Annotated in this window: 22 protein-coding genes and 1 pseudogene; 10 read left to right on the top strand and 13 right to left on the bottom strand. The window is 69.6% G+C overall.

Features of this window, described 5'->3' with window-relative positions; all coding sequences use genetic code 11:
• Positions 1 to 71 precede the first annotated feature (71 nt).
• Genes OG408_RS02030 through OG408_RS02005 form a run of 6 tightly spaced genes read right to left on the bottom strand, consistent with a single transcriptional unit; the run spans position 72 to position 6302 of the window.
• Positions 72 to 395, bottom strand: coding sequence for an L-rhamnose mutarotase (locus OG408_RS02030; protein ID WP_266787543.1), 324 nt, complete (start codon positions 393 to 395; stop codon positions 72 to 74).
• Complete coding sequence (locus OG408_RS02025; RefSeq protein ID WP_326667767.1) at positions 392 to 1936, bottom strand: sugar ABC transporter ATP-binding protein; 1545 nt, start codon at positions 1934 to 1936, stop codon at positions 392 to 394. The genes OG408_RS02030 and OG408_RS02025 overlap by 4 nt, the downstream gene beginning before the upstream one ends.
• Positions 1933 to 3009, bottom strand: a complete 1077-nt coding sequence (locus tag OG408_RS02020; RefSeq protein WP_326667766.1) for an ABC transporter permease — start codon at positions 3007 to 3009, stop codon at positions 1933 to 1935. Before OG408_RS02020 ends, OG408_RS02025 begins: the two co-directional genes overlap by 4 nt.
• Positions 3006 to 4088 carry an ABC transporter permease gene (locus OG408_RS02015; protein ID WP_442805997.1) on the bottom strand — a complete coding sequence of 361 codons (1083 nt, stop codon included), beginning with the start codon at positions 4086 to 4088 and terminating at the stop codon, positions 3006 to 3008. The genes OG408_RS02020 and OG408_RS02015 overlap by 4 nt, the downstream gene beginning before the upstream one ends.
• Positions 4085 to 5173: a mandelate racemase/muconate lactonizing enzyme family protein gene (locus OG408_RS02010; RefSeq protein WP_285563953.1), complete on the bottom strand. Its 1089-nt coding sequence runs from the start codon at positions 5171 to 5173 to the stop codon at positions 4085 to 4087. Before OG408_RS02010 ends, OG408_RS02015 begins: the two co-directional genes overlap by 4 nt.
• A gap of 37 nt (positions 5174 to 5210) precedes the next feature.
• On the bottom strand, positions 5211 to 6302 hold the full coding sequence (locus OG408_RS02005; protein ID WP_326667765.1) for a substrate-binding domain-containing protein: 1092 nt from the start codon (positions 6300 to 6302) through the stop codon (positions 5211 to 5213).
• A 353-nt stretch (positions 6303 to 6655) separates the two neighbouring features.
• Between OG408_RS02005 and OG408_RS02000 the strand changes: the two genes are divergently transcribed.
• Positions 6656 to 9511 carry a glycosyl hydrolase family 95 catalytic domain-containing protein gene (locus tag OG408_RS02000; protein ID WP_326667764.1) on the top strand — a complete coding sequence of 952 codons (2856 nt, stop codon included), beginning with the start codon at positions 6656 to 6658 and terminating at the stop codon, positions 9509 to 9511.
• Positions 9512 to 9607: 96 nt separating this feature from the next.
• Here OG408_RS02000 and OG408_RS01995 read toward each other — a convergent pair whose 3' ends face one another.
• The 3 genes from OG408_RS01995 to OG408_RS01985 all read right to left on the bottom strand — a co-directional run bounded on the left by OG408_RS01995 (position 9608) and on the right by OG408_RS01985 (position 13169).
• The gene (locus OG408_RS01995) at positions 9608 to 11905 is read right to left on the bottom strand and encodes an ATP-binding SpoIIE family protein phosphatase (RefSeq protein ID WP_326667763.1); all 2298 of its coding nucleotides are present in this window, start codon (positions 11903 to 11905) and stop codon (positions 9608 to 9610) included.
• 270 nt (positions 11906 to 12175) lie between these two features.
• Positions 12176 to 12559, bottom strand: a complete 384-nt coding sequence (locus OG408_RS01990; RefSeq protein ID WP_326667760.1) for a DoxX family protein — start codon at positions 12557 to 12559, stop codon at positions 12176 to 12178.
• Positions 12560 to 12710: 151 nt separating this feature from the next.
• A complete protein-coding gene (locus OG408_RS01985; RefSeq protein WP_326667759.1) occupies positions 12711 to 13169 on the bottom strand; it encodes a nuclear transport factor 2 family protein in 459 nt (152 codons plus the stop codon).
• A 135-nt stretch (positions 13170 to 13304) separates the two neighbouring features.
• Between OG408_RS01985 and OG408_RS01980 the strand changes: the two genes are divergently transcribed.
• On the top strand, positions 13305 to 14195 hold the full coding sequence (locus OG408_RS01980; RefSeq protein ID WP_266787561.1) for a LysR family transcriptional regulator: 891 nt from the start codon (positions 13305 to 13307) through the stop codon (positions 14193 to 14195).
• Between the two features lie 253 nt (positions 14196 to 14448).
• Here the strand turns inward: OG408_RS01980 and OG408_RS01975 are convergent, their stop codons facing one another.
• Entirely contained in the window at positions 14449 to 14664 is a 216-nt protein-coding gene (locus OG408_RS01975; protein ID WP_266787563.1) for a DUF6243 family protein, read from the bottom strand.
• A 404-nt stretch (positions 14665 to 15068) separates the two neighbouring features.
• On the opposite strand from OG408_RS01975, the gene OG408_RS01970 reads away from it, so the two are divergent.
• Entirely contained in the window at positions 15069 to 15806 is a 738-nt protein-coding gene (locus OG408_RS01970; RefSeq protein WP_326667756.1) for a dienelactone hydrolase family protein, read from the top strand.
• 138 nt (positions 15807 to 15944) lie between these two features.
• Here OG408_RS01970 and OG408_RS01965 read toward each other — a convergent pair whose 3' ends face one another.
• Positions 15945 to 17165: a metallophosphoesterase gene (locus OG408_RS01965; RefSeq protein ID WP_326667754.1), complete on the bottom strand. Its 1221-nt coding sequence runs from the start codon at positions 17163 to 17165 to the stop codon at positions 15945 to 15947.
• Between the two features lie 236 nt (positions 17166 to 17401).
• On the opposite strand from OG408_RS01965, the gene OG408_RS01960 reads away from it, so the two are divergent.
• Together OG408_RS01960 and OG408_RS01955 are read left to right on the top strand one after the other, a co-directional pair.
• Complete coding sequence (locus tag OG408_RS01960; RefSeq protein WP_326667752.1) at positions 17402 to 18061, top strand: class I SAM-dependent DNA methyltransferase; 660 nt, start codon at positions 17402 to 17404, stop codon at positions 18059 to 18061.
• An 84-nt stretch (positions 18062 to 18145) separates the two neighbouring features.
• Entirely contained in the window at positions 18146 to 18523 is a 378-nt protein-coding gene (locus OG408_RS01955; protein WP_024757633.1) for a nuclear transport factor 2 family protein, read from the top strand.
• A gap of 63 nt (positions 18524 to 18586) precedes the next feature.
• Here OG408_RS01955 and OG408_RS01950 read toward each other — a convergent pair.
• Positions 18587 to 18708: pseudogene (locus OG408_RS01950) on the bottom strand (helix-turn-helix domain-containing protein); the annotation flags it as partial.
• Positions 18709 to 18849: 141 nt separating this feature from the next.
• On the opposite strand from OG408_RS01950, the gene OG408_RS01945 reads away from it, so the two are divergent.
• Positions 18850 to 20427 carry a DUF4246 domain-containing protein gene (locus OG408_RS01945; RefSeq protein WP_326674448.1) on the top strand — a complete coding sequence of 526 codons (1578 nt, stop codon included), beginning with the start codon at positions 18850 to 18852 and terminating at the stop codon, positions 20425 to 20427.
• Between the two features lie 141 nt (positions 20428 to 20568).
• On the opposite strand, the gene OG408_RS01940 is transcribed toward OG408_RS01945, so the two are convergent.
• The gene (locus OG408_RS01940; RefSeq protein ID WP_266787573.1) at positions 20569 to 20769 is read right to left on the bottom strand and encodes a hypothetical protein; all 201 of its coding nucleotides are present in this window, start codon (positions 20767 to 20769) and stop codon (positions 20569 to 20571) included.
• A gap of 420 nt (positions 20770 to 21189) precedes the next feature.
• Between OG408_RS01940 and OG408_RS01935 the strand changes: the two genes are divergently transcribed.
• The 4 genes from OG408_RS01935 to OG408_RS01920 all read left to right on the top strand — a co-directional run bounded on the left by OG408_RS01935 (position 21190) and on the right by OG408_RS01920 (position 25134).
• Positions 21190 to 21894: a DUF4232 domain-containing protein gene (locus tag OG408_RS01935; RefSeq protein WP_326667748.1), complete on the top strand. Its 705-nt coding sequence runs from the start codon at positions 21190 to 21192 to the stop codon at positions 21892 to 21894.
• Between the two features lie 302 nt (positions 21895 to 22196).
• A complete protein-coding gene (locus OG408_RS01930) occupies positions 22197 to 23462 on the top strand; it encodes a HEAT repeat domain-containing protein (protein WP_326667746.1) in 1266 nt (421 codons plus the stop codon).
• A gap of 161 nt (positions 23463 to 23623) precedes the next feature.
• The gene (locus OG408_RS01925) at positions 23624 to 24271 is read left to right on the top strand and encodes an RNA polymerase sigma factor (protein ID WP_285563945.1); all 648 of its coding nucleotides are present in this window, start codon (positions 23624 to 23626) and stop codon (positions 24269 to 24271) included.
• A gap of 77 nt (positions 24272 to 24348) precedes the next feature.
• Positions 24349 to 25134: a hypothetical protein gene (locus OG408_RS01920; RefSeq protein ID WP_285563944.1), complete on the top strand. Its 786-nt coding sequence runs from the start codon at positions 24349 to 24351 to the stop codon at positions 25132 to 25134.
• Positions 25135 to 25417: the final 283 nt, after the last annotated feature.

Below are 25417 nucleotides of genomic sequence, written 5' to 3'. Positions count from 1 at the left end.
GCTGACGTCCTGGTTCGGTGAGGGGGAGGGGACGAGGTGGGCGAGTCGGGGGAGCGTGGGGTCCGGGGCGGTCACTCCATGAGGAACACCTGCTCCATCGACGCCCAGTGCTCCCCGGGCGCGGCTTCGGGGACCGGCTCCTGGCACGGATCGGTCAGCCGCCACCACGCCTGCGTCGCGTCGTCCGCGGCCATGAGGGCGAGGTCGGCGGCCAGGTCGTCGCCGTGGTACTCGAAGTAGGCGAAGAGCCGGTCGCCGAGCAGATGGATCGAGTAGTTCGCGATGTGACTGGCCCGCAGCCGGTCCAGAACCGGCTGCGGGACCCGGCGGTGCAGATCGCGGTACTCGTCGAGCCTCTCCGGACGGACCCGGATCACCTGGGCCACGCGCTTCATCGGGCATCGGCCTTCGAAGCGACTGCGGAGTCCGCCCGGTCGTGGATGATGCGGATGATCTGCCCGCTCATGCTCTCGTAGTCCCGGTCGTTGGCGACCTCCCCGCGGATCCGGTGATCGGCCATCACGACGACCCGGTCCGCGAGTGTGATCATTTCTGCGAGGTCGCTGCTGATGAGCAGGATGGGCAGCCCGCGGCGGGCCAGGTCCCACAGCAGCTCGTGGAAGGCGTGCTTGGTGCGGACGTCGACGCCGACGGTCGGCTCGTCGACGATGAGCAGACGTGTGTCGGCAGCGAGCCACTTCGCCAGGCTCACCTTCTGCTGGTTGCCCCCGGAGAGTTCACCGGCGTTCTGCGCGAGTCCGGAGACGCGGATTCCCAGCCGGTCGACCAGGTCCTGCGCGATGTCGCGCTCCTTGCGCGCCGAGACGAAACCCAGCGCCCCGGCCAGCTTGCTCCAGACCGTCACCGTGATGTTCCGGTGGATGGGCTGTTCGAGGAAGACGCCCTCCTCCTTGCGGTTCTCGGTGAGGTATCCGATCCCGTACCGGTGGAGCGCCTGCCGCGGAGAGCTGATCCGGGCAGCCTGTCCATGCACCCGGATCTCACCACCCGTGCACCGTTCCAGGCCCAGGACCGCCTTCACGAGCTCACTGCGGCCGGCTCCCACCAGACCGTACAGACCGACGATCTCGCCGGGACGCACGTCCAGGGAGATGTCCTCGTGCCCGTCGGCGGTCGCGAGCCGGTCGAGCGAGAGCACCGGCGGCGCGGAGGCGTCGACGGTGCGGGGTTCCATCTCCGTGGCGGAGTGGGCACGGCCCACCATCAGGCCGACCACGTCGTCGTGCGTGTGACCGGCCAGTGGCGACGACTCCAGTACGGACCGGCCGTCGCGGAGCACCGTGACGGTGTCGCAGATGGCGAAGACCTCTTCGAGCTTGTGGCTGACGAAGACGACACAGGTGCCCCTGGCGGCCAGCCGCCGGACCACCTCGAACAGCCGCTCAGCCTCCTGCGGCGAGAGCGAGGCCGTCGGCTCGTCGAGAAGCAGCACCCTGCTCTCGGTGTGGAGCGCCTTGGCGATCTCCACCAACTGCTGCTGTGCCACCGAGAGTTCGCGGACGGGCCGATGAGGATCGATGTCCAGGCCGAGTTCGGACAGGCACGTGAGCGCCGGCTCCGTCATGGCGTCACGGTCGATGAGCCCGCGGCGCGAGGGAGGGCTCTGCAGGGTGATGTTCTCGGCGACCGAGAAGCCGGGGACGAGGTTGCGTTCCTGGTGGACGACACCGATGCCGGTGCGGGTGGCCTCCAGCGGCGAGCGCAGGTGCACCTCCCGGTCCTGCCACAGGAGTTGGCCGCCGTCGGGGGAGTGCACACCGGTCAGGACCTTGATCAGGGTGGACTTGCCCGCACCGTTCTCACCCAGCAGGGCATGCACCGAGCCGGCCGTCAGACGCAGTCCGACGCCGTCCAGGGCGCGTACACCGGGGAAGACCTTGACGATGCCCCGGCAGTCCAGCAGAACGTCGTTCATCGTGCGCCTCCCGCGCTCGGCAGGGCGGCGTCCGTCCCGCGGCCGGTTTCCACCGGCACGGCCGGGATACGCCGCTGTTCCCTGCCCTTCTTCTCCAGATGGGTCTGGTGCATCCGCCCACCGACCACGGTGCCGAGCACGACCAGTCCGATGAGGAAGTTCACCCAGCTCGGATCGAGGGAGAACTGGGCCCGGGCGGCATCGATCAGCCGCATCACGAAGGCCGCCAGCACCGTGCCGAGCACCGCGACACTGCCGCCGACCAGGGCCACGCCGCCGATGATGGGTGCGGCGAAGCTCGGCAGCAGCCAGTCGCCGCCGACGCTCCGGTTGACACCCGGCAGGGAGGCGGTCGCCGTCAGCGCGGCCACGCCGACCAGCAGGCCGGAGACGGTGTGGGCGAGCACGATCTGCCGGTCGGTGGAGATGCCGGACAGCCTGGCGGCGAGCGGGTTGCCGCCGGCCGCGAGGAGACGGCGTCCCGCGACGGTGCGGTACATGAAGGCGGTGAGCAGGACGGCCGAGGCGAGCGCGACCAGGAACACCAGCGGAAGGTTCAACGGGGCCGCCCTGCCGAGGTCCTTGAGGGTCTCGGAGTAGCCGTCGACGGTGCGGGTGCCGGCCAGCCGGTACTGCGCGCCCAGCAGGATCGTCATCGTGCCGAGCGTGACGATGAACCCGTTGATCCTCGTCGCCACGATGAACACGCCGGTCACCAGGCCGACGAGGGCCGCCGTCAGCACACCCACCGCGGCGGCGACAGGCGCCGGGACACCGTTGTCCGCCATCAGCACGCCCATCAGGCAGGCACTGAACCCGCCGAGGGCACCGACCGCCAGGTTGAGCTGGCCCACACACAACGCGACCATCTGGGCGAGGCCGATGAGGATCGGAGTGGCCAGGTACTGCAGGAAGGTGCGTACGGAGGGCCCTTCGAAGAAGGAGCCGGACGAGGCCACGCCCAGAGCCACGTAGCCGACCACCGCCACACCCAGCAGCGTTGTCGTGGTCGAGCGGGAGAAGCGGCGCAGGGCCGAGCCGGCCCGGGCTCCCCGTTCGTAGATCGTGGTCATGTGGAGCGCACCACCTTGCGATAGGACACGACCGTGCGCACGCGGTCGGCCGACAGAGCCAGCAGCAGTACGCAGCCGAGGTAGATGTTCAGGCTTTCGAGGCCCACTCCGAGCAGGTCGAGGCCCTTGCGGATGACGCCGACCAGGGAGGTGCCCAGCAGTGCGCCGATGACCGAGACGACCCCGCCGGTGAGCAGCGTCCCGCCGAGCACCGCGCCCAGGAACGACGGCAGCATGAAGTCGTCACCGAGGGAGGCGCGGAAGGTTCCGGTGCCGACGGCGGCCATGAAGCCGGCCAGGGCGGCCAGCAGTCCCGACAGGGCGTGGGCCAGGACGATGCGGCGGCCCGTGGGGATGCCGGACAGCTCCGCCGCCGCCGGGTTGGCGCCGGTGAGCAGGAGCTCCCGGCCGAGCCGGGTGCATCCGTAGAGGAAGCCGAGAGCGGCCAGCGCGAGCACGGTGAACTGGATCATCTGGGGTACGGCGGGTGATCCGCACACCGGGCCGGCACAGATGTCGGCCAGTGAGTACGACCGGAGCTCGGCCAGGCCCGACGGCCTGGTGGTGAACGCCGCGTTCTCCGTGAGAGCCGAGTACAGCAGCGACACCAGCCCCAGCAGTGCGAAGTCCATGGCCAGGGTCACCACGAACGAACTCACCCCGGTGCGGGCGATGATCCAGCCGGTCAGGGCGCCGATGGCCGCGCCGGCGAACAGGCACAACAGGAGGCCGAGCGGCAGCGGCAGGCCGAGCCGGTCGTATCCGAACCCGGCGAACAGGGCCCCGAAGGCGGCCATGCGGCCGACGGCCAGGTTCATGTGTCCGACGGACAGGGCCACCATCTGCGCGAGCGCCACCACGGTCAGGGTCGCGATGTCGCGCAGCAGGGGGAAGAGCACGAGCCGTTCGTCCAGGAAGGCGGGGCGCAGTACACCGAACAGCGCGCACAGGGCGAGGGTGAGCACGAGCAGGCCGAGGCGCTGGTTCACCCAGAACGGCAGCTTGTGCGGGGTGCGCGCGGCGGCCCGCGGCGCCTCGGTCTCCGGATCGAGGAGCGGTGGAGCGACGGGCGGAGTCACGACACCCTCCGGTTGTCGATGGCGTCCATGTCCCAGTCGATGCCGATGCCCGGCTCGTCGGGCGCGACGGCCATGCCGTCCCGCACGGCCAGTTCGGTGCGGGTCACGGCACGCAGCTGCGGGATGTACTCGACGAAGTGCCCGTTGGGCACCGCGGCGGCCAGACTCACGTGCAGCTCCATCAGGAAGTGCGGGCAGACCATCACGTTGTGGCTCTCCGCCAGGTGCGCGACCTTCAGCCACGGAGTGATCCCGCCGATGCGGGCGGCATCCACCTGCACGACGGAGGCGGCCCGGTTCTCCAGGTAGGTGCGGAACTGCATGATCGAGTACATGGACTCGCCGACGGCTATCGGGATCCTGGTGGCCCGCGCCAGCTGCGCGTGGCCGCCGAGGTCGTCGGCCGGCAGCGGCTCCTCCAGCCAGTACGGCGCGTAGGGTTCGAGCGCCGATGCCAGCCGGAGCGCGGAGGAGACGGTCTGCGACTGATTGGCGTCGGTCATGATGTGCAACGACGGGCCCACGGCCTCGCGTACGGCGCGCAGCCGCTCCGCGTCCTCGGCGACGTCCGGCTTGCCCACCTTGATCTTGACGCCCGCCCAGCCGGCCTCCTGCGCCCGGAGCGCGGACTTGACCAGGTCGTCGGGGCTCAGGTGCAGCCAGCCGCCCTCGGTGTCGTAGACGGGTACTTCGCGGCGATGACCGCCCGCGAGCCGCCACAGGGGTTCCCCGGCGCGCTTGCAGCGCAGGTCCCACAGCGCGGTGTCCACCGCGGCGAGTGCCAGGGAGGTGATCGCTCCGGTGGTGGTCGACCGGGTGGTGGTGAAGAGCCGTTGCCAGAGCCCCTCGACGTTGCGGGCGTCCTGCCCGACGAGGAGGGGGAGGAGATGGTCCTGGAGCAGGGCCAGGACGGAGGAGCCTCCGGTCCCGATGGTGTAGGCGTAGCCGGTTGCGTGGAGACCGTCCGCGGAGGTGATCTCGACGAGAATGGTCTCCTGCTTGACGAAGGACTGCACCGCGTCGGTGCGGTCCGTCTCCACGGCGATATCCGCCAGCAGGGCCGTGGCGGTCGTGATGATGCTCATCGTGCGACGTCCGATTTCTTGAGGGCCGGCGGCGGCTTCAGCCGCAGGTGAGGACCTGGTCCGCGAACTGCTTCCTGAGCTGCTCGGTCTTGGCCTTCCGGGCGTTGTCGTAGGTGTCGACATTGGACTCGGTGACGACGAAGGAGCCGGAGTCCACGATCTGTCCGGGCTCGCGGACGGTGCACTGTCCGGTCTGCAGCAGGGCGAGTGCCCACGCTCCGATGTCCGCCTGGGCGACCGGGTTCTGCACGACGGTGGCGGTGACCGTTCCCTTCCGGATCGAGCCGAGGATCTTGGCGTCGTCGTCGATGGCGACGACCTTGGCAGGCGAACCGGCGCTCCTGACCGCGTCGGCGGCGGCCACCGCCGGGTTGTACGCGGTGGCGACGATGCCCTGGATCTTGCTGCCCTTGGCCGCGAGAAGGTCCGAGACCGCCTTCTGCGCGGTCTGGAGGTCCTTGTCGATGTCCGTGATGGTCTGGAGCAGTCTGACCTTGCCGCCGGTCTCGGACACTGCCTTGGAGACGCCCTTCATCCTCAACTGGGTGTTGGCGTCGACGTTGTTCCCGGTGAGGTGAACCAGCGTGCCCTTGCCGCCCATGGCTCCGATGGCGGCCCGCGCCGCCTTGTACGCGGCGAGTTCGACGTTCGTCGACAGGCAGAACTCGGCCTCGTTCTTCCCGCCGGCGGGACACGAGCCGAGCGAGGCCACGGTCAGCCCCTGCGACTTCAGGTCGGCGAACGTGGTGTTGATGTCGGTCGGCGACACCCCGAACACGCCGAAGGCGTTGTAGCCACGCGCGGCGAGCGTGGACAGCAGGTTGTTCTGCTTCTGCTGGTCCCATTCGGCTGTTTCGTCGAACGCCACGTCGCCGAGGCCGTACGCCTTCTCGGCGGCGGCTCCGGCCTTCTTCCACGGCTGGAAGTACGGGTGGGCCCCACCCGGGACGAGCGCCACCTCGGTGCCCGACCCGTCGGCGAGCTCCGCGCCGCCGTGACCGGCCTTGCCGGTCGCCCTGGGCCGCTCGTCCGACGGTTCGCCCGAGGTCTTCACCGTGCACGCGGAGGACGCCAGGAGAACGGCGAGGGTGAGAACGCCGGGCATCACAGCTCTGATCGGGAGACGCATCTCCACCACCACCTTCAGAATCAAATAGGAAATTTGATGAGGTGATGGTTGACCGGCTGATGCCTCGCGTCAAGACCTATGGCGTGATTCGTTTGCTGCCTGCGCCTCGGTGGCCTCAACTCGATGGTTTATCAGCATATTTGACACCAGTTGGTGAAGGTGTTGGGACTCGGCTGTCCGGATCCAGGGAGGCGATGTGTCGCTGATTTCGATCCGTGACGATCGTATAGGAAATTCTGTCGCAGCCATTGACAGGACGCCCCCGTGCCACTGCACTTCTGCCCAGGCGGCCGCCTTGCGGCCGCCGTACCCCCACGATTCGAGCACCGCTGCCCCAGAAGGAGCCGCAGCCCATGTCCCGTCGTACACCCGCTCAGCCCACCGCCCAGGACCAGGGCGGTATGTCCCGCCGCGGCGTACTGCGCGCGGCAGCGTCGATGACCGCGCTGGTCGCACTGTCGTCGCTGCCGGAGTTCACCACGAACGCCGCCGCGGTGACGCGTCCTCATGCGCTGTCGCTGGTGCCCGAGAGCGACGCGGTGACGCTCTGGTACACCGAGCCCGGTGCCGAGGCCCGCAGTGTCGAGGAGGGACTGCCCCTCGGCAACGGCAGGCTGGGGGCGCTGGCCACCGGTGGCCCCGCCCGCGACGCGCTGATCCTGACGGACGCGACGCTGTGGACCGGCCATGCCAACGCCGCACTGCAGTCGGACGGGCAGTTCCCCTACGGCACGGGCGACTTCGGTACGTTCGGAATGCTGGCCAGGGCCGTTCTCGAGATCCCGGCCCACGCGCCCGGGGCCGTCAGCGGCTACCGCCGCACGCTGGACATGAGCAACGGCCTGGTGACCGTCTCGTACCGGGCGGCCGGTGTGACGTACCGCCGCGAAGTGTTCGCGAGCCACCCCGACGACGTGATCGTGGTGCGGCTGTCGCAGAGCGGCGGTGGCTCCTACACGGGATCGATGACGCTTTCCGGGACGCGTGGCGAGACGGTGTCGGCGAACGCGGGCGCCGCGGAGGCCTCGTTCTCGGCCGCGCTGCCGAACGCCCTGAAGTACGCGACCGCGGTGAAGGCCGCCGGAACGGGCGGGACCGTCTCGGCGTCCGGTACGAAGGTCACGTTCAGCGGCTGCACCGAGGTGCTGCTGATCCTCTCCGGCGGCACCAACTACAAGGCGGACGCGTCCGTCGCGTACAAGGACCCCTCGCTCGTACCCCTGGACGTCGCCCGCACCAAGGCCTCGCGGGCCACGACGGCCGGCGGGCCGGCGCTGCTGGCCACACACGTGGCCGACTACCAGCGGCTCCAGCAGCGCATGACGGTGGACGTGGGCAGGTCGACCACCGCCCAGCGGGCGATGGCCACGCCCGCCCGGCTGGCCGCCAGGGCGGCGGACGGGTCCGCGCCCGACCCGGAACTGGAAGTGTCCTACCTGCAGTACGGCCGCTATCTGACCATCTGCGGTTCCCGGAGCAGCCTGCCCACCAACCTCCAGGGCCTGTGGCTCGACACCAACGCTCCGGCATGGATGAGCGACTACCACACCGACATCAACGTCCAGATGAACTACTGGCTCCCCGACCGTGCGGGCCTGTCCGAGTGCTTCGACGCCTTCACCGACCACTGCGTCGCCCAGCTGCCCGGCTGGCAGGCCACCACCCGGGACCTCTTCCAGGACTCCCGCAACCGGTTCCGGAACACCTCCGGGAAGGTGGCCGGCTGGACCCTGGGGATCTCCACGAACATCTGGGGCGGAAACGGCTGGTGGTGGCACCCCGCCGGCAACGCGTGGATGTGCAACTCCCTGTACGAGCACTACGAGTACACCCAGGACGCGGCGCACCTGGCGAAGATCTACCCCCTGCTCAAGGGCGCCTGCGAGTTCTGGGAGTCGCGGCTCGTCACCGTGAGCGTGCCCGACCCCGCAACAGGTGGGACGAAGCAGGTCCTCGTCGACGACCACGACTGGTCGCCGGAACACGGGCCGCAGGACGCACGTGGCATCACCTACGCGCAGGAACTGGTCTGGCAGCTGTTCCGGAACTACCGGGCCGCCGCTGCCGCACTGGCCGAGGACGCCGCCTACGCCGCCACCGTCTCCGGGCTCCAGGACCGGCTGTACCTGCCCGAGGTCAGTGCCACCAGCGGATGGCTGGAGGAGTGGATGAGCGACGACAACCTCGGGGAGACGACGCACCGTCATCTGTCCCCGCTCATCGGCCTCTTCCCCGGTGACCGTATCGACCTCACACACTCGCCCGCCGAGCTCGTCACGGGAGCGACCAGACTGCTGGAGGCGCGCGGCATGGCCAGCTTCGGCTGGGCCAGTGCCTGGCGGTCCATCTGCTGGTCGAAGCTGAAGCGCGCGGACAAGGCGTACGAACTCGTTCTGGACGTACTGAGGCCTTCGGTGAACTTCAGCAACGGCAGCGCGATCAACATGTTCGACATGTACAGCTTCGGCAGCAGTTCCGTCTTCCAGATCGATGCCAACTACGGCACGTCCGTCGCGATGATCCAGATGCTGGTGGAGTCCCGCCCCGGTCAGGTGGAACTGCTTCCGGCCATCCCGGGCGCGTGGGCCGCTGCCGGGTCCGTCACCGGAGTCGGTGTACGAGGCGGCTTCACGCTCGACATGCACTGGAAGGCCGGCCAGGTGACCGGAGCGACGCTGCGGGGAACGGCCGGCAGATCGATCGAGGTCGTCTTCGGGGAGTGGAGCAGTCAGGTCACCATTCCCGCCAACGGATCGGTGTCCGTCGCACCACCTGCCCAGCACACCGTCTTCCAGCTGGTCAACCGCAGGACGGGCAAGGCCGTCGACGTCCCCGGTGCCTCCACCGCCAACGGCACCGCGCTGATCCAGTACACCCCGAGCCGGGCCGTGAACCAGCAGTTCAGGTTCGTACCCGTCGGGGGAGAGCGGTACGAGATCTACACCACCCACGGCAGCACACCCCTGACCTGGGCCGTCTGGGGCGGCACCACGGACGCCGGTGCCAGGATCACCCAGTGGACGCCCGAACACAGCACCAGCCAGCAGTGGAAGGTCGCCGACGCGGGCGACGGCTACGTCACCGTCACCTGTGTACGCAGCGGCAAGGCCCTCGGCATAGCCGGTGGTTCCACCGCCGATGGTGCGGCGGTGGAACAGCAGGCCCCCGACGGCGGCACGGGCCAGCAGTGGCGGCGTATCGGCTGGTGAACCACCGGAGCGGCGGGTGACCGCGGCGAAGGGCCGGGGTGGCGGGAGCGGGTCGCCGTCCCCCGGCCCCTGTGAGCCGGTCCAGGACGACCGTCCTCAGAACGCCGTCAGGGGCTGTTCGGTCCAGATCGTCTTGCCGCGCTCGGTATAGCGGCTGCCCCAGCGGGTGGTCAGCTGGGCGACGAGGAAGAGACCGCGGCCGCCCTCGTCCGTGGTGAGCGCGCGGCGCAGCCGGGGCTGGGTGCTGCTCGGGTCCGACACCTCGCACACGAGCACGCGGTCGAGGATCAGCCGCAGGACGACGGGGCCGCCGCCGGCGTACCGGATGGCGTTGGTCACGAGCTCGCTCACGATGAGCTCCGTACTGAAGAGCAGCTCGTCGAGTCCCCACGCCTCCAACTGGGCGTTGACGTGGGCGCGGGCGTTCTGAACGGCGGCCGGATCCGCCGGGTACTCCCACGTCGCCATCGACCCCTCGGGTACGGCGTCGGTACGGGCGAGCAGGAGCGTGATGTCATCCGGCGGGTGCTCCGCATGAGGAATCCGCGCCAGCAGGGAACTGCCCAGGGAGTCCAGACCGCCTTCGGCCGGGGACAGTTCCGCCAGCGCGGTCTTCAGCAGCTCCGACCCGCGTCCGACATCCCGCCCGAGCAGCCCGTCCGTGTACATGACGAGAGTGCTCCCCGGCCGCAGCGTCACACTCATGACGTCGAAAGGGTTGTCGCCGACCCCGAGAAGCGGACCCGGTGTGACGGGCACGAAGCCGACATCGCCCTCGGGTGTGATCAGAGCAGGAGGCGGGTGCCCGGCGGAGGCCATCTGGCACACCCGGCTGACCGGGTCGTACACCGCGAACAGACACGAGCCGCCCACGCTGTCGGGCTCGGACGCCTCCCGCTGCATCCGCCGCACCAGATCGTCCAGCCGGGTCAGCAGCTCCTCGGGCGGCAGGTCCAGGTCGGCGAGCGTCTGGACGGCGGTACGCAGGCGCGCCATGGTCGCGGCCGCCTCCAGGCCGTGCCCCACGACATCACCGACGACGAGACCGACGCGCAGTGAGGACAGGTCGAAGGCGTCGAACCAGTCACCCCCGACACTCACGGCCCCGCCCGCCGGCAGGTACACGCCGGCCGTCTCGGCCGCCGTGCTGCTCGTTGCCGCCGGGGGCAGCAGACTGCGCTGAAGGACCACGGCTGTCTGGTGTTCGCGGGCGAACCGGAAGGCGTTGTCGATGGCCGTCGCCGTACGGCCGCACAGGTCGTGCATCAGCTTGATGTCGGTCTCGTCGAAGGGCGTGGCGGTACTCGTGCGGTAGACCGCCGCGTACCCGAAGAAGCGACCGCCGCGGTACAGCGGGCAGCCGAGCGAATCGTGCATGCCCGCGGGCAGGAAGGCGCGCATCAGGGCGGGATCGCCGCCGAGGATCCGCCGGGACAGCTCCACGTCGGCGGCGAGCACCCCGCCGACCGACTTGGCGGCGATCTCGGGCGTCTCCGCGACGCGCGGGATGGGCTCGCCGACCTGGATCAGCCGGGACGGCCAGTCCCCGTCCGCGGCCCGGACCGCCACGCGGCGAGGGGCGGACGCGACCTGGCCCGGGTAGCCCGGCGCCGGATCGCGGCCCTCCAGGACGTCATCGGGATAGTCCACGGTCGCGTAGTCCCCGAGAGCCGGTACGAGAATCGCCATGAGGTCCTCGGCCACCTGGACCACGTCGAGCGACTCCCCGATCTCGAAGGCCTGGCGGTACGTGTCGGCATGGCGCGGTGAACCCGCGTCCGTGACCCTGGAGACCTCGACCATGATGCCCACCGGCGTGCCGAACTGGTCGTCGACGCGGAAGCACGACAGGGCGAGCGCCGTGACACGGCCGAGCGGGCCCACCTCGTAGACGAGGGAGGCGACGGCCTTTCCGGTGGCCGCGACCAGCTCGAAGGCGGCCCGGGAGGCACCGCCGCCGTCGCGGGCGGTGAGCCGGCACAACCAGTCGTCCTCGGCATCCTCCGGGCGCAGGGCCTCCATCGCGGCATTCGTCCGTACGAGTCCCAGCCCCATGTCGAACTGAGCGACCCCGATGCCGTCCTGCGCGAGGAGCGCGCGTGCCACGTCCCGGTCCTGGTCCGTACCGTCCGGCCCGCCGGGCATCAGCATCAGCACCAGCCGCTCGGCGGAACCGTCCGCCTCCGCGATCAGCAGGTCGACCTCCACCACCAGCCCCGAGCGCTGCCGCAGCCGGGCCCGGCACCGGGCCGCGCCGTCGCTGCGACGCCCGGCCGTCCCGGGCTCGGCCAGGAGGCGGGAGGCGGGCTGTCCCGCCATGTCCGCGGTGGTCCATCCGAGCATGTCCTGCGCCGCCCGCGACCACCAGGTGACGCGGCCGTGCTCGTCCATCATCGCAGTCGCGACGCCCTCCAGAGCGGACCGGCTCCGATGAGCGCCGTCAGGGCGTTCTGGGCTGTTGCTCGGTCCCACGAGGGGGCGCCCCCTTGCCGACAGGTGGATTCCCTGCTGTGGATTCCCTGCTTCTGCCAGCATGCGCCAGCCTGGCGGGCGAAGCACGTCGGAGCAGGACCGGTCAGCGCCGCGGGCCCGTGAGACCAGCCCCGACGACCTGGCGGTCCGGCCCATCGGGCCGCCAGGTCGTCGGGTCGTCGGGGCTGAGCGTCAGCCGCCGAAGGACCAAGGGCCGAAGCGGCCCCACGCGATGAAGAGCGCAAGCGCGAGGTACACGCTGTTCAGCAGCACCAGTCTGGACTGGCCGAGACGGCCGTGGGTGATCATGGCGCCGATCATGAGGGCGATCCAGCAGGTAGCCGTCACCGGGACCATGACCGGCGCGATGTCGAGCACGGCAGGCAGGATCAGGCCGATCGCGGCCAGGATTTCGAGGACCCCGAGGCTCTTGACGAAGCCGGTGCCGGCGTCCTGCGTCCATTCCCCGCCGTGCTGCGCGGCCAGTCTCGCCTTGGGGACGAAGGTCTTGCTGATGCCGCCGGCCAGGGCGACCGCGGTCAGCAGTCCGGTGGCGATCCAGAGAGCGAGGTTCATGAGTGGTCTTCCAGTCCTGTCAGAAGTGGGTGCGGTGCCTCGGGTAACGGGTGCGGATCAACGGGCGACGGGCCGAGGGCACGGTCGGGGGCCTCCCGGGGCAGCGGCCGGAGGGCGGGCGCCCGGTCACCGTCGGTGTCCGTCGATGTCGTCAGACGGGCCGGTGCCCCTGCTCCCGGGGCGGTGAGCCCGTGAGCGGGGTGGAGTCGAGGTATCTCACCTCGTAGACGCGTTCGCTGAATCTCCAGCCGTCGAGCGTGCGCCGGTAACTGTCGTGGTAGAGGGCGTAGTTCAGGTGCGAGCTGCCGTCGTGCATCCGCCCGAACTCCTGGACGTGCACCCGCCCGGTCGCCGTGTCGCCGTCGAGCCGGATGACGCCGGGGTGGATGTTCTGAACGAAGAACTCCCACAGTCCCTGCCCCCACTCGATCCCCGCGCGGATCTCCTCACGGCTGAGGAACTCCTTGCCGATGTGCGGCCATCGCATGGCGCCGTCAGGTGTGAACAGCGAGGCGACGCGGTCGAAGTCGCGCATCATCACCGCGTCGGTGACCTCGGCGCACAGCGCGCCGATCTCGAAGCGATCGGCCACGGCCTGCACAGTGCTCATCGGGGGCCCCTGCCTTGTCGATGCGTCGGTCAGGCGGCTGCCGCCTGACCGGTGGGTGATGTGTTCAGCATCGACTCGGGCCGGCGGCGGAACAATGTAGAGTCCGTGGACCTATTCATAACCTGGGAGTTATGTATGGAGCTCCGTGACATCGAGATCTTCCTGACCCTGGCCGAAGAACTGCACTTCGGCCGCACCGCCGAGCGGCTTCACGTGTCCCAGGCCCGCGTCAGCCAGGCCGTCAGCAGACAGGAACGCCGGCTCGGCGTGGCCCTGTTCGACCGCACCAGCCGCCGTGTGGCCCTGACCCCCGTCGGCCGGCGCCTGCGCGAAGACCTCCAGCAGGCGCTCGACCTCCTCCACGCGGGACTCGCCCGCGCCCAAGCGGCAGGACCGGCCGCGGGCCGGACCCTGCGGCTGGGCGTCTTCGGCCACGCCGGACACGAACTGCGGCCCCTCGTCGACGCGTTCCGCACCCGTTACCCCGGCAGCGACATCCGGTTCGGCGAGATCAACGGCACCGACGCCTTCACCGCTCTGCGCACCGGAGAGCACGACGCGCACGTGCTGTGGCTGCCCGTCGCCGAACCGGACATCACCGTCGGGCCGACCGTGCTCACCGGAGGCCGTGTGCTGGCCGTGGCCGCGGACCACCCGCTCGCCCGACGCGGCAGTGCGTCCCTGGAAGACCTCGCGGACAACCACGTGGTCGACCTCGGCCCCGATGCCCCCGAGTACTGGGTCGCCTCCATGGTCCCCACCCGCACCCCTCTCGGCCGCCGCATTCCCCGCGGCCCGGCCGCGCGCACGTTCCACGAGATCCTCTCTCTGGTCGCCGCCGGCCGCTGCGTCCACCCGCTGGGCGAGATCGCCGCCCGCTACAACAAGCCCCCCGGCATCGTCTTCCTGCCGCTCGACGACGCCCCCACCCTCGAATGGGCCCTCACCTGGCGCACCACCGCTGACGGCCCCACTATCCGGGCGCTGGCCCAGACCGCCACTGAACTCGGTCCGATCACGCTGTGACGACACCCGGGATCACGGCCGGCGCGGCCGTATCGCCTCCTGCCGGGGTGTCTGCACGGCCTGCTGTACTCGACGGCGCGGTGGCCGTCCTCGAAGGCCGCCGAGACGGGTCCGCCGCTCCTGCCGTACGCCTACTGAGCCTCCCGGACCGCCACAGCGGGGCCGGCCGCGCCCACTACGGCAGCAGGGCCCGGACCACGAGATGCGGTCCGGGCCCTGCTGCCGTGCGGTGCCGTTCCACGGCGGCGATGCGTCAGCTCTGCGTGGTGTCGTCGCCCGTCTCCCCGGCGCCCTCGCCCGCGTCCGCCTTCTCGCGCATCTTGCGTACGAGCTCCGCCTTCCGGTCGGCCGCCTGCTGGCGGTCGAGGTTGCGGTGCGGACCGTTGTTCTGCCGCTCGGCGCGGGACAGCTTCTTGCGCTGACCGCCGCCCATGCCCACGGGGTTGTTGATGTTCTTGCTGTCGGTCACGGGTTCTCCCGGTCGTGAGGTGAAGTGATCTACGGATTCATCGGTGGGGGACGGGCGGCGACGTCGAAGGACGTCAGCAGGGGCCCATCACGCTCTCACTCGTAAATCGGCGTCCTGAAGAACATGGCAAAGAGGTTACCCGGTTCCGCCGGCCCCGCATCCCAACCCCCACCCGCTCCCTGCTCCCGCGGCTGACCGGGACTGCGGCATCTCCGTCACAGCGGCCCCGGAAACCCGTTTGGCGGGCGGGTCCGGCCACTGCTACGTTCCCGGAGGCCGTGCAAGAGACCGAGGAGGTGGTACCCGTGAACGCAACATCGACGTGGGTGCTCTCCTTCGGGGTCACGGTCGGGCGATAGGTCGTCCGGGAGCGCCTGTTCAGCGCACTCCCGAAAGGCACGACCATGCACTTCACTTCTGAACAGCGCCTCGACGAGGACGGCCTCATCGAGCGCGAGTTCACCCTCGGCGAGATCCCGGGCATCCTGTGGACGCCCGTATCGTCATCCGCACCGGCGCCACTGATCCTGCTGGGACACCCTCCCCTCGGGCTGGGCAGGATGTACCCCCGACTGGTGGCCAGGGCCCGTCACTGCGCGGCGCAGGGCTTCGCCGCTGCCACCATCGAACTCCCCGGAAGCGGCGACCGGCCCCGCTGGCCCGCCATCGAACAGGCCCGCGCCGATCTGCGCCGCGCCGTTCAGGCCGGCGAGCCGGTCAGCGACGAGATCGTCGACGCCCTCGTCCTCCCGCTGGTCGACAAGGCGGTCCCGGAATGGCAGGCGGCACTGGACGGCCTCCTGTCGCTGCCCGAGATCGGCGGACCTGTCGGCTACTCGGGCGGAGTGATCTCCATCGGGACCCGGCTGGCCGTGGCCGAGCCGCGCATCGAGGCCGCCGTTCTCTTCGCCGGGAGTTTCGTGCCCCGCGCCATGTTCGACGAGGCACGGCAGGTCACCATTCCGCTGCACGTCCTGCTGCAGTGGGACGACGAGGGGAACGACCGGCAGGCGGCTCTGGACCTGTTCGACGCCTTCGGCTCGAAGGAGAAGACGCTGCACGCGAACATGGGCGGCCACACCGGCGTCCCGGAGTTCGCAGGCAACGCCGCAGACCAGTTCTTCTCCCGACATCTGAAGTGAGGCGAGGCGAGCGGCGCCACGGCTGACTAGTAGGGGATGAACCGCCCACGGCGTGGCGGTTCGAAGGCCCGGCGCCGTCCGCGGGCCGGTCCTGACCTGCCGGCGGACGGCGTCGGCAGCCCCGCCGTGCGTTCCGCGTCAGGAGGCGGGAGGCCCCTGCGGGGAACGGAGGACGAGCAGGGTGATCTCGCTGGGGGCGAAGACGCGGAACGGCGGACCCCAGAAACCGGTCCCGCGGCTGGTGTAGAGGAGGGTGCGGGTCCCGTGGTGGCTGAGCCCTGCCAGGGCCGGCTGGTCGAGGCGGACAAGGTGGTGGAAGGGCCAGATCTGGCCGCCGTGGGTGTGACCCGAGAGCTGGAGGTCGATGCCGCTCGCTGCTGCCCGGTCGATGAACTTGGGCTGGTGGGCCAGGAGCAGGACGGGCAGGTCGGGGTCGGCTCCGTCCAGGGCTCCGGCGAGGTGGGCGCGGTGGCCGGCCAGGCCTGAGGACTCGGCGGTGACGTCGTCCACACCGGCGACCACCAGGGTGTCGCCGCCGCGTTCGAGCAGCAGGTGACGGTTGCGCAGTGGCTCCCAGCCCAGTTCGTCCATCAGGTCGACCCAGCCCTGGGCCTCGCTGTAGTACTCGTGGTTCCCGGTGACGTAGACGCGGGCCCGGGTGGCTTGCACGGTGCCGAGCGGAGCGGCCTGGGCGCGGCGGCGTTCGGCCGTGCCGTCCGCGATGTCCCCGGTGTGGCAGACCAGGTCGGCCTCCAGGGTGTTGACCTTCTCGCAGACCCGCTCCGACCAGCGGGCGCGGTCCAGCGGACCGTAGTGGGTGTCGGTGATGAGGGCGACGCGGGTGCCGTCCAGCCCGGCCCCCAGTCGCGGGAGCTCCACGTCGAGCCGGCGCACCCGCGGCACCCGGCGGGCTTCGGCGTACCCCCAGGCGAGCAGCACGGCGGCCACGCCGAGGACCGCCCATGTGACGATCCGGGCCCGGCTCTGTCCGTCGCCGACGCCGGCCACGGTCAGCGCGAGTCGCAGCACGACGCCGAGCAGCACGGACCAGGTGAACAGCACCCAGCTGGTCCCGAGGAGGGTGTCTCCGATGATCGCTGCCCAGTCCTGCTGCCGCCGGCCGTGACCGCGCATCATCGCGAGCGGCATGATGATCAGACCGAGAACGAACAGGGCGGTGCCGCCCAGCGCCACGGGGAGCGGCCAGTGCTGGCCGGCGTGCAGCAGCACCCAGCAGGGCACGGCCCACAGCAGGACGGGGGCGATCAACGGGATGTAGCGCATCAGGCGCCGCAGTCGACTCTGCTCGGCCGCCTGCGCCGCACCGTCCGAGGATCGCGCCTCACTGGTGTCGGTCACGCTTCCCCTCCTCAACTAGCCGGACTGTCTGCGCGCGCACTGTACCCGGTCGTCCTGACGGCCCGAACCGGAGCTGACCGGGAGGAGGCGGCGACCTCGTCGCCGGCCCAGGTCCAGGTCAAGGGCTTGGACGCGACCCCAGGCCTCGGGCCCCGGATGCCGGCGGCCGTGTGACGGGCGCGCCGATGGCTGTGCAAGCCGGTCCCGGCGACCGGCTGCCGGGCTAACCTGCGGGCGTGAGCACCGGACGCGAAGACCCAGAGGCACCGCAGTGGTTGACGGACACCAGGGCGTCCTACGATGCCGACGCCACCAGCTACGCGGACGAGGTGCGCAACCTCCTGGCCGAACTGCCGGCCGAGCAGGATGCCATGGCGCTGTTCGCCGAGCGGGTGCGGGCACAGGGCGGCGGACCGGTCGCGGACGTGGGGTGCGGGCCCGGGAGGATCACCGCCCACCTGAGGGACCTCGGTGTGGATGCCTTCGGAATCGATCTGTCGCCCCGGATGATCGAGGTGGCACGGCGTGAGCATCCGGGTGTGCACTTCGAGGTGGGGTCGATGACACAACTCGGCCTTGCGGAAGGCGCGTTGGCTGCCCTGGTCGCCTGGTACTCGATCATTCACGTCCCCGACGAGGCGATCGGCGCGGTCCTGGCCGGCTTCCGCCGCGTGCTGCGGCCCGGTGGTCTGCTGCTGGTGGGCTTCCATACCGGGGAGGCCGCGTCCCCCGATGCGCAGGAGAGCAGGGGCCGCTGGCCGGAGTCCTACGTACGCCGTCGCCGGCCGAGCCAGGTCGCCGCGTGGATCGAGGAGGCCGGCTTCACCGTCGAGACCCACCCCACGCTCACGTCGGCCGCGAACAGGCTCGGCGGAGTGCTGCTGGCGCGCCGCTAGTGCTGTGACCGGGATGGTTCACCGTGGTGAGGAGACGGTTCACGGGACGGGCGCGGTCCGCGAGGTGACTGGTATTACTGGTGCATGCAGGAAGAAACCGCGCGATCCGCGATCGACACGTTCATCTCCGCGTTCAACGCCTCGGACGACAGCTATGTGACTGCGCTGCTCTCCCAGGCCCTAACCTCGGACGTGGTCTTCTGGGGACCGTTGGGCCGCAGTGAGGGGATCGAGGCGGTCGAGCGGTTCGTGCTGGACATCCGGCGCCACCCCGCGGGGACCGGCACGATGGTGCGCTGTTCGGCGGTGGACATGCCGGACGAGTGGGCCCGGTACCAGTGGGTCTTCACGACGCCGGACGGAGGCCCCCGCCTGGCGGGAACGGACGTCGTCCATCTGCGGCGGAGCCTCATCGACCAGGTCATCGTCTTCGCGGGGGAGATCGAGCCGTCCGCCTCCTGAGTCGTTCTCCTCAGGCGCCGTCCTTTCCTGAACCGGCCCCGTTCGGGGCTCCGGGTCTGCCCAGCCGAGACTGGTGGGGCGGGTGGTGGCCGTCTGGACGACGAAGTCCTCGTCGTCATGGCTGAGCAGGCGGGACGGCCTCCCGCCCACCGAGGGTCCAGGCAGGGCAGGCCGATCTCGTTGAACCAGCGGTCGGATCGGACGTCACCGCACATCCAACCGCCACGACGACCAACCCGGCGAACCTATGCGGTCACAGCGATAGACAACGGCCCGTCGCTCAGCGGGACCAGCAGGCCTCCGGGACAAGCACGCCCCCCCCAGGTGTGCGGCTGAGGTGTCAGTCCCCTGAAGTATCCTTCCGGCCACCGCACTCGACTGGGAGGACCAGAGAATTGACTGGCCTGTCTGCTTTCCCGCTGCCCTTTCACACGTCCCGTTCCATATCGTTCGCGACTCCCCGGACACTGCGGGAAATCCAGATGATGCGGTGCAGCGCACACATCCGGGCGAAGCCGGGGTGGGTCGACAAGATGAAGGACGCCGGAATCGTCGCCAAATGGACGGGGGAGGCGATCGCCCAGGGGCTCACCGAAGCGCAGGTCGGTTACGTCCTCGATGAACTTCCGCACTACGCCGCGCTGCGGGACGGACGAACCGGTGTCGAGGTGTCCACTGTCGACGGGGTGTGGCAGTCGGACACACTGATCGACGGCACACTCGAATCCCGGCTTCGCGAGGCGGTTCGGGTTCTGGAACAGGTCCCCGAAGCGGAGAAGGACTGGCATCCCGGATCCGACGGTCAGGTACTGGATCTGGTTCATCCCTCACTGTTCTGTCTGGTGAACGAAGTGAGCGGCGCGCCCGAACGTGCTTGGCGGAACCCGACGAACCGCTACTCCAAGTACGAGTTCTCGGAGAAGTTCCAGTGGCTGCCCACGGACGTCGACATCAGTGACGACGGCGACGCCGTCTTCCGTTCGTACGTCAACAACGTTCATCCCGAGACCCATCGCGAACTGGCCTCCGTCCTGCCGGACCTGTTCGCGCGCATGCGCCCGCTGCTGGAGAACGTACTCACCGATCTCCGCCATCCGCGGCCTCTGCGGATCGAGGCCGATCCCTTCGGTTGGTACGACTCGGAGCCGGTGCATCCGGACAAGTCCGCCTTCAGCGATGACGAGGCCTACGCGGAGGCTGTCCGCGTATGGGAAGCGGCCCAGGACGACTGGTGGGAGAACCGTCGGCCGGTCGTCCCGGACGCCCCGGCCTTCGCCCCGCCCGCGCTGCCCGATGAATCGGCCCGGGTCGACCTGCGCGGCCGCCGTCTCCAGGTCATCGTCAAGCTCGCCACGATTCATCTCACCCCGGAGAATCCCGGGTACGACGGCGGTTCCTGGCATGTCGAGGGGATGATGAACGAGCGGATCGTCTCGACCGGAATCTACTACTGGGACAGCGAGAACATCACCGAGAGCCGGCTGGGTTTCCGTGCGGCCCTCGACGATCCGGACTACGAACAGAACGACGACAACGGTCTGCGTGACGTCTACGGCCTGGAGGACGAGGACGCGCTGAACCAGATGCTGGGATCGGTATCGACCCCAGCGGGCCGCTGCCTCGCGTTCCCGAACATCCTGCAGCACCGTGTCGACTCATTCCGCCTCACGGATCCGACTCGGCCGGGACACCGAAAGATTCTCGCGTTCTTCCTGATCGATCCGTCGGAAAGGATCGTCTCGACCTCGGATGTGCCACCGCAGCAACCGTGGTCCGACACCTCGACCATGACGCTTGAACAGGCGAAGGCGTATCGCGAACAACTCATGCAGGAACGCAAGTTCTTCGTCGACGAACACAACGAACAGCTCTACGAACGCGAGTTCTCCCTCTGCGAGCACTGAACCTCTTCGATTCCGTGCATCAATTCCGGAACGTTCGAAGGGCTGTGACGTGCCGTCAAGCGGTGCGTTCCTGACGGGCGGACCTCGTGGGCTTCCGCCCGTCGGAACGGCTGAGCCGGTCGATGATCCGAGGGCTGAGGATCAGTCGTTCGAGCCGACCGTGTTGTCGTGCCCGGCGTTGAAGACGTCGTCGGCGGCGAACTGGGTCCAGTCGCCGAAGACGATCGTGTAGGAGCTGCCCTCCGGGACGGTCACGTTCACATCGGCGCTGGCGGCTGACGCACCGCCCAGGACGATGGCGAGAGCGGCGGCCGCGGTCAGTACGGAGGAGACAGAGCGCATGGAAGTGCCTTTCGAGGTGGTGGACGAAGGGTGATCGGGACCCGACGTGTCGCGGGGACACGTCGGGATGCCCTTGGCCCGGTCAGCTTGCGCGGGCTCGTGCGCGCGCCTGCCGCGCCACACGGTTGATCAGGCCGAAGTCACCTGCATGGCTTCTCCCGTTCGACAGCCCGTGCACTTGATCCGCAGCCGGTCCTCCCGCTCTCCGGGAGCCGGCCGGCGAGAGTCGTGCCGCCGCGACATCGTCACGCCGGGGCATCAGTTCGTCCGAGGGCTGTAACAGACTGGGATCCGGGGTGGCCGACTGAGGGGAGACAACCAGAATGGCTGTGTAGAGCTTGAGGCATCGACCGGCCCCAAGGGCTGGTCTCGGGGGAGTGGGAACACACAATGCACTCGAACACAGTGAGAGTCGGATCCATGCGTCAGGGCCTGCGCGGCGCCCTCCTGGGTGCTGCCGCGGTCGCGGCCCTTCTGGGGACTACCGCATGCCAGCCCTCCGGGGGCGAGGACAACGCCGGGCCGTCGGCCTCCGCTTCGGTCGGAGAGAACACGTCGAAGAGCCCCGGGTCGTCGGGCGACTCCGGCACCGCCGAATCCGGTAGTGGTGGCTCGACCGGCGAGACGACCGGGGACAGCGGCGAAACCAGCGGGGGCAACGGCACCAAGTACCAGGACTGCAAGGTCACCGACCTCAACACCGCGGTCGAGCTGCAGGACGCGGCCGGGGAGACCCCCCGCCACTTCCTGCTGACGGTGACCAACGGAAACAAGAAGCCGTGCGTCCTCAACGAGGCCCCGCAGGTGCGGCTCGGGGCGGGCAACGACGCCGCCGTCGTCCAGACGCTCGAAGAGCCGGACACGGAGCCCGTCGTCGTCGAAGGGGACGGCAAGGCCTACGCAGGCCTGTACGTCTTCGGCAATGACGAGGGCGGGGAGGCGGAGTACGAGCAGTCCGACCGGTTCACCGCCACCCTGGTCGCCGGAGAGGGCACCGAACTCAACGGAACGCTCGTCTTCGACCTGCCCGACGGCCTCTCGTCCGTCTCCTACGACGACGCGGCACGGGTGAACGGCTGGGCCGGCACCGAGGGCCTGGCGATGCGCCCGATCAACCAGCTCTGACGCCGGGCATGTGAACGCCGCCCGTCTCTGATCCGGACCCGCGAATGCGGTGATGCCTGCGAAGGTTCCCAGGCGGTCGAGACGTGCGGCGGGACCGGTTTGCCGAGGAGACCTACCGCGCCGGGCTGATGCTCGGCTGCTACTCCCTGGCCCTGTCCGGCTTCGTCAAGGCCTTCGCCGCTCTCGTCGGCGAGCCCCCGGCCGCTACCGCAGCCATTGACTCCCTGCCGAGTGCGGCCAGGAGTTCGCCTTCGGATCACTCGGCGGGGATTCGGTCACCGGCCTGCTCTATCGTCATCTGCATGGATCAAGGTGAGCTGATCGCAGAGTTGGAACTGGCGACTGGTGACAAGGAGTTGACGGCGCGAATCGTACGCGGCCTGGCCGAGCCCGGTGCTGCTGCCGCGCCCGGGCTGGTCGCCGCGCTGGGCACGGTGAGCCGTCAGGCGATGTGGGGTCTGCGGGACGCCCTGCACCTCATCGGCCCCGCCGCCCTCGATGCCGCTATTGCCGCACGCGCCAGGGCGGAGAAGGTGCCCGACTGGTGGGAGCTGGGGCATGTGCTGCGCGGTTTCGACGAGCGGTGCCTGCCGCAGTACGTGTCCGCGCTGTCGCATCCCATGAAGGAGATACGGCAGCAGGCACTGTGGGGTCTGCAGAACCTCGGCGGGTCCGCCGCCACTGCCGTGATGGATGTCATCCCGTTCCTCGCCGACGCCGACAGCTACACGCGTTACCAGGCCGAGAAGACAGTCCGCGCCATCGGCAGGCAGGCGGGCCCGGAGCTGCGGGGCGTCCGCCGTGACGGTCCCGCCCGTCTGCGGAGACACGCACTGAACGCACTGGCCCTCATCGGCGGCGAGGCCGAGATCGGCGAGCGGGACCTGCACGTCCTGGAGCGGCTGGTGCGGATCAAGACGACCCAGGACATCCCGGAGAGCCTCCCCGAGTACCGCTGGCTGGCTGTCCCCGGCGCGACGTACGAGGGTCTCTTCGCGGCCATGGGGCTGCACGACAGAAGGCCGTGCACCGTCGCGATGGGCCTGGCCGCGATGGAGAACGACGTTGCCCTCGTGGCGGACTCCGAGGGTGCGGAGCGGGCGGTGTACCGCGTGTTCGTCACCCCGGAACTGGATGGCTGGCGGCTGGTCTACGCCGACACACCGCTGTGGGAGATGCACTGGGACGTCGACGGTCTGCTCGGCAGAATCAGTGCCGCCTGCGGGCAGGCGCAGTTCTTCTTCCAGGACGACCACAGCGATTCGATGGTCTGGTCCCTCGCCGTCGACGGCGAGGTGCGGCGCAGCTACTGGCGCTACGGGGACCCGGAGTGGCGGGGAGAGCCGCTGGACTGGGAGGAACCTCTCAGCGCGGACCCGGACTTCGACCCCGAAGACGGCCAGGCGGCGAACGCCACCCAGGCATCCAGCGTCGACAGTGCCGCCGGCGAGCTTTCCCTCGACCCGACCGGGGTCGGCGAGCACACTTCCATGAGCGGCCACGGGTGGCTGGCGATCACGGAGGAGGGTGTGGGCCACCAACCGTTCACCGGGGCGCTGCGCATCTAGGACCTCCTCCTCCCCCGGCCGCCTGTTCGGCTGTCACCGGCAGCCCGGTACATTCCGTGTGAAGGAGCATTCCCTCGGGGGGAAGCGACGTATGTATCGGTCCGTCGAAGCGGAGCTGACTCAGTGGGAACCTTCGGCCGGTTGCCGGACACGAACAGAGCATGGAACTGAATGACGCTGGTCCCGCCGTCCCGGTCGGAGGGGTTTCTGACCGAGAGCTCTGGGCGAGGGCCGTCGACGGCGACCGTGAGGCGTTCGGCCGGATATTCGACCGCCACGGGAAAGCCGTCTACAACCACCTGTTCCGGCGCACGGCCGACTGGGCGGAGGCCGAGGACCTCACATCGACCGTGTTCCTGCATGCCTGGCGTCGGCGGTCGGAGACGGTGCTGGACCGCGAATCGGCCTTGCCGTGGCTGCTGGGCATCGCCGATCGCCTGCTGTCGAACACCTGGCGGCGGCTGAGACGGGCCGAGGCACTCCTGCGCCGGCTCGTCTCGCACGACGAGCCGGTCGGCGACCACGCGGACCGCGTCGCCGGCCGGGTCGACGACGAGCTTCGCATGTCGGAGATCCACCGGGCGCTGGCTCGGCTGCCGCGCCACGAACGCGAAGTCGTCGAGCTGTGCATGTGGTCGGGCCTGGATCAACAGGCGGCCGCGGCAACGCTGGGGGTGGCGGTCGGGACCGTGAAGTCCAGACTGCACAGGGCCCGGCGGAGGCTGGGGGCCGACCTCGTCGACAGAGCTGCGGCTCCCGCGTCATTCAGTTCCAGGAATCCCGTCAACGCGGAAGAGGTCGCACGATGAATCACAATCAGGGCATTCCTGCGGCTCCTTCCGATCGTGATCTGCCGAACCACCGGCGGACCCGAGAGGAGCTCCTGATGAAGATCGACTCAGAGAACGAACGTGGTTCGGTGCAACGCAGGTGGGGGGTACCGCTCGCCGTCGCCACCGGCGTCGTCGCGATGAGCGTCACGGCCGTCACCGTCCTCAGCGGAACGGGGGACGCCACTCCGCATCTCGCCGGTCCCGCCGGGAACCCGACGAGAGCCGCCTCGTCGCCGAGCCCGAAGGCAGCGCAGACTCGCGAGAGCTCCGCCCCGGACACGTACACCGTCACCAGCGGGAAGACGACCCCGATCGACGCCGGGACCGCCGCCAGGATCCTGGCCTCGTGCCTGGGCTCTGACGCCTCGCGATTCCACTCGGTGGTCGCGGTCCGCACCCCCGTCGCCACGAAGGACTGGGACGGCGTGGTCGTCGCCGTCGACTCGGCCGGTCAGTACGTGCAGTGCCAGTCGAAGGGCGACAAGGGCAGCAGCCAGGACCACCCGCCCACGTTCATCAACAACCGCCTGTGGGGCACCGGTCGCACGATCGGGTACTTCGACTCCTTCGGCCCGACCCCGGGCCAGAAGCAGGGCCTCGTGCTGGGCGCCGGACACTACACATCCGGCATCGCAAAGATCACCGTCAGCTACGACGACAACCCCAAGCAGTACCCGGCGGTCATGGCAGGCGGCGCGTTCGTCTACGCGGCGGCCGTCTCCGCCGACCACCCGAAGCCGCATTCCGCAGGTCCCAACGCCTACGTCCATGCCTACAACGCGTCCGGCAAGGAGATCTACAACCAGAAGACGGACCCGCAGTTCGCCGACCAGCCGTAGACAGGCCCTCTACGCACCTCGGTGCTGCCCCGGCGATGTGCCGGCGCAGCACCGAGCAGTGCTTCGTCCTCGCGCTGTCCGATGTCCACGTGTTCGAGCAACTCCCGTAGAGGCACGTCCCTTTCGCTCTCCGGGATCCTTCCTCCGCCCCGTACCGCGGTAGCACCTCCACATTGGCTCCCCGGTATGACGCCCCGCGCGCAGCCCTCCCCGCACGCTCCACCCGTCAGGACGAGCATCGGGAGAGGGCGGAACATGAGGCTACGCAGCGGCACGCGATGGA

Origin of the sequence: Streptomyces sp. NBC_01257 (genome assembly GCF_035917255.1) — a bacterium.
Lineage (GTDB): Bacteria > Actinomycetota > Actinomycetes > Streptomycetales > Streptomycetaceae > Streptomyces.
Note: the sequence above shows the minus strand (reverse complement) of the source record. Positions and strands in the feature narration are given on the sequence as shown.